The organism is Streptomyces albidochromogenes (assembly GCF_005981925.1).
Lineage (GTDB): Bacteria > Actinomycetota > Actinomycetes > Streptomycetales > Streptomycetaceae > Streptomyces > Streptomyces albidochromogenes.
Genome location: NZ_VBVX01000454.1, coordinates 1 through 3,931, shown reverse-complemented (window position 1 = coordinate 3,931; position 3,931 = coordinate 1). Strand labels below are relative to the sequence as shown.

Annotated in this window: 4 protein-coding genes and 1 tRNA gene; 4 read left to right on the top strand and 1 reads right to left on the bottom strand. The window is 72.6% G+C overall.

The genetic code is table 11. The features are described from left to right. Positions 1-1,429 (top strand): sensor histidine kinase (locus tag E2E34_RS32270; protein ID WP_138905393.1); only part of this gene is annotated, 1,429 nt, incomplete at its 5' end. A gap of 25 nt (positions 1,430-1,454) precedes the next feature. Beyond that, a complete protein-coding gene (locus E2E34_RS32265; protein ID WP_138905392.1) occupies positions 1,455-2,114 on the top strand; it encodes a response regulator in 660 nt (219 codons plus the stop codon). A gap of 69 nt (positions 2,115-2,183) precedes the next feature. Here E2E34_RS32265 and E2E34_RS32260 read toward each other — a convergent pair. After that, a tRNA-Ala gene (locus E2E34_RS32260) sits at positions 2,184-2,256 on the bottom strand. Between the two features lie 161 nt (positions 2,257-2,417). On the opposite strand from E2E34_RS32260, the gene E2E34_RS32255 reads away from it, so the two are divergent. After that, a complete protein-coding gene (locus E2E34_RS32255) occupies positions 2,418-2,966 on the top strand; it encodes a helix-turn-helix domain-containing protein (RefSeq protein WP_138905391.1) in 549 nt (182 codons plus the stop codon). 31 nt (positions 2,967-2,997) lie between these two features. Further along, positions 2,998-3,931: serine/threonine-protein kinase (locus E2E34_RS32250; RefSeq protein WP_138905390.1), on the top strand; the 934-nt coding region annotated here is incomplete at its 3' end.

Sequence of the window (3,931 nt, the reverse complement as noted above, 5' to 3'; positions counted from 1 at the left end):
GATCCCGGGGGCGGGGAAGGTACTGGCGGCGTTCACCGCGTCGTGCGTCCTGAACATCGTCGTCGGCGCGGCCTCCGAGCTGCCGCGCTTCTCCCCGCTGTCGCTGATCATGTTCAGCACCCTGTACTTCCTCGCGACGACGGTCGTCCCCGGCCTGGCCAGCCGCTACTGGACGCAGCGGCGCACCCTGCTGCACGCCCTCCAGGAGCACAACGCCCAACTGCTGCGCGAGCGCGCCATGGTGGCCGGGCAGGCGCGGCTGCGCGAGCGGCAGCGGATCGCCCAGGACATGCACGACAGCCTGGGTCACCAGTTGGCGCTGATCTCCGTGCACACGGGCGCCCTGGAGGTCGACCCGGCGCTGACGGAGCGCCAGCGCGAGGGCGTCGGCGTCCTGCGTGACGCCTCGGTGGCCGCGATGCACGAGCTGCGCGAGGTCGTCGGGATCCTGCGGGACGGGGTGGAGCGCGACGACGCGGCCGCCGCCCCGGGCCTGCCGCCGGCCGAGGACCCGCGTCCGGCGGCGCGGGGCGCCGCGGGCATCGAGGGCCTGGTCGCGGCGGCGCGGGCGGCCGGCAACGCCGTCGAGCTGCGGTGCGCGGGCAGCCGGCGGCCGCTGGCGGCGGCCGCGGACCACGCGGCGTACAGGATCGTGCAGGAGGCGCTGACCAACGCGTACAAGCACGCACCGGGCGCGGCGATCACCGTCGAGCTGCGGTACGAGCCGGACTCGCTGGTGGTGGAGATCGCGAACGGCCCGGCCCCGGCGGACCCGGGCGACGTCGTCAGCGGCGGGCAGGGCCTGACCGGGCTGCGGGAGCGGGCCCGGCTGGTCGGCGGCATGGTGCACGCGGGCCGTACCGACGGCGGGGGTTTCCGGGTCGCGGGCGTCCTGCCGTACGGCGCCGACGGCCTGGCACCGGGTACGGGCGCGGCGCCTTTGGTCGACGTGGAGGACGACTTCCGGCAGCAGTCGCAGGCGGTCCCTCTCGGCAACGGTGGTCAGGTCATGGACTGGACCGTTGTGCAGAGGGAGCTGGCGATGAGTGGTGGGCGCGGGAGCAGGAGCAGCGGGGTCGTCCTGGGCTGCGGCATCGCGGTGGGGGCCCTGGTGCTGCTGCTGGTGGCGGGCGGGTTCGGGCTGTTCTTCCTGGCCGGGTCGGCGGAGCGGGGCATGATCGAGCCGGGTGACTACGAGGCGGTGAAGGTCGGCACGGCGGAGAAGGAGGTCCGCGAGAGCCTGCCGAACGGTGATTCCTTCATGACGTCGGGCCTCAAGGACAAGGGGCCCGCGCGGCCCGAGGGGTCCGAGTGCCTGGTCCTCGCGTCGTCGGAGTTCGGCGAGAGCCTGGCGGCGGAGCCGGTGTTCCGCTTCTGCTTCCGGGACGGCAAGCTGATCGAGAAGAAGTCGTACGACGTCGTGCACTAGATGAGCGGCAGCTGTGGGAGTGAGTGTGACGGTTCCGCACATCAGGGTTGTGATCGCGGACGACGAGCCCCTCATCCGGGCGGGGATACGCATGATCCTCACCTCGGACCGGGCCATCGAGGTGGTCGCGGAGGGGGCGAACGGCCGTGAGGCCGTCGAGCTGGCGCGCGTCCACGCGCCGGACGTCGTACTGCTCGACCTGCAGATGCCGGTGATGGACGGGCTGACCGCCCTCGCCGAGCTGGGCAGGGCGGTGCCGTCGGCGCGCGTGATCGTCCTGACGACGTTCGGGGAGCGCGAGAACGTGCTGCGGGCCCTGGAGAGCGGCGGCGCGGGCTTCCTGCTGAAGGATTCCGCGCCGGCCGAGCTGATCCGGGCGGTACGGGCCGCCGCGGCCGGGGACGCCTATCTGTCCCCGGGGGCGACCCGGCACGTGGTCGAGCAGCTGGCCTCGGGCCGGGCCCCGGCCCGCGCGGAGGAGGCGCGGCGCCTGGTCACGGCGCTGAGCGGGCGGGAGCGTGACGTCCTCGCGCTGCTCGGCGAGGGCCTGTCCAACGCGGACGCGGGCAGACGGCTGCACATGAGCGAGGCCACGGTGAAGACGTACGTCAGCCGGATCCTGGCGAAGCTGGGCTGCGAGAACCGGGTGCAGGCGGCGCTGCTCGCCCGCGACGCCGCTCTGTGACGCCCGGCGGCCGTAAACGAAAGATGCCCCTGTGACCTGTGGAAACAGGCCAGAGGGGCATCTGTGCTGTGGAGCCTAGGAGATTCGAACTCCTGACATCTGCCTTGCAAAGGCAGCGCTCTACCAACTGAGCTAAGGCCCCGGGAACGGGTGGAGGCGACCGGCCGGACCGCGCCGTGGCCACCGCCGCAGAACAGAGTACCGGGTGTCCCCCCCGATCCTGCAAAAGGATTGGGACTCCCGGTCCGCGACCACGCTCCGTAAGATGCTCGGCGAGGTTCGCAGCAGCGAAGGGGAGACGCAATGGACGCAGCGCAGCAGGAGTCGACGGCCAGAGCCAGAGAGCTTCAGCGCAGTTGGTACGGGGAGCCGCTGGGGGCGCTCTTCCGTCGGCTGATCGACGACCTGGGCCTGAATCAGGCCAGACTTGCCGCGGTGCTCGGCCTGTCCGCGCCCATGCTCTCGCAGCTGATGAGCGGCCAGCGCGCGAAGATCGGAAACCCGGCCGTGGTGCAGCGCGTACAGGCTTTGCAGGACCTGGCCGGGCAGGTCGCCGACGGCAGCGTCAGCGCTGCCGAGGCCACCGACCGGATGGAAGAGATCAAGAAGTCCCAGGGCGGTTCCGTGCTCAGCAACACCAGTCAGACGACGGCCAGTTCGGGCGCGCCGACCGTGCGGCGCGTGGTGCGCGAGATCCAGTCACTGCTGCGCTCGGTGGCGGCGGCCGGCGACATCATGGACGCGGCGGACACGCTCGCCCCCACGCATCCCGAACTGGCGGAATTCCTGCGGGTGTACGGAGCGGGCCGCACCGCCGACGCGGTCGCCCACTACGAGGCGCACCAGAGCTGAAGCACTGCGGACCGGGGAGCGGGCACAGCGCATGGGTGAGATCTTCGCCGGGCGGTACGAGCTGGTCGACCCGATCGGACGCGGCGGCGTGGGCGCGGTCTGGCGGGCCTGGGACCACCGGCGCCGCCGGTACGTCGCGGCCAAGGTGCTCCAGCAGAGCGACGCGCACACGCTGCTGCGGTTCGTGCGCGAACAGGCCGTACGGATCGACCATCCCCATGTCCTCGCCCCGGCCAGCTGGGCCGCCGACGACGACAAGGTGCTGTTCACCATGGATCTGGTCAGCGGGGGCTCGCTGGCCCACCTGATCGGGGACTACGGCCCGCTGCCGCCGCGTTTCGTGTGCACGCTGCTCGACCAGCTCCTCGCCGGCCTGACCGCCGTCCACGCCGAGGGTGTCGTGCACCGCGACATCAAACCGGCCAACATCCTGCTGGAGGCCACCGGCACCGGGCGGCCGCACCTGCGGCTGTCCGACTTCGGCATCTCGATGCGCAAGGGCGAGCCCCGGCTCACCGAGACCGACTACGTGGTGGGCACGCCCGGCTATTTCGCGCCCGAGCAGCTGACGGGCGCCGAGCCGGACTTCCCGGCCGACCTGTTCGCCGTCGGCCTGGTCGCCCTGTACCTGCTGCAGGGTCAGAAACCGGACGCCCAGGCCCTGGTGGAGCACTTCGCCACGTACGGCACACCGGGCGCCCCGCAGGGCATTCCGGAGCCGCTGTGGCAGGTCGTCGCCGCGATGCTGCAGCCCGACCCGCAGGCCAGGTTCCGTACGGCGACGGGCGCGCGCAAGGCGCTGACGGCGGCCGTGGAGATGCTGCCCGATGCGGGGCCCGCGGACGAGCCGGTGGAGGTGTTCGACCAGATCGGCCCGCTTCCGCCCGGCTTCGGCCCGGACGGCCCCGCCCCGGGCGCCCCGGGCCCCCACGACGACGTGACGGGCCACGGACCGGGCCACACCC

Excerpts from the sequence above, each read along its gene's own strand:
- E2E34_RS32255 (WP_138905391.1), top strand. The coding sequence starts at position 2,418 with ATGGACGCAGCGCAGCAGGAGTCGACGGCCAGAGCCAGAGAGCTTCAG.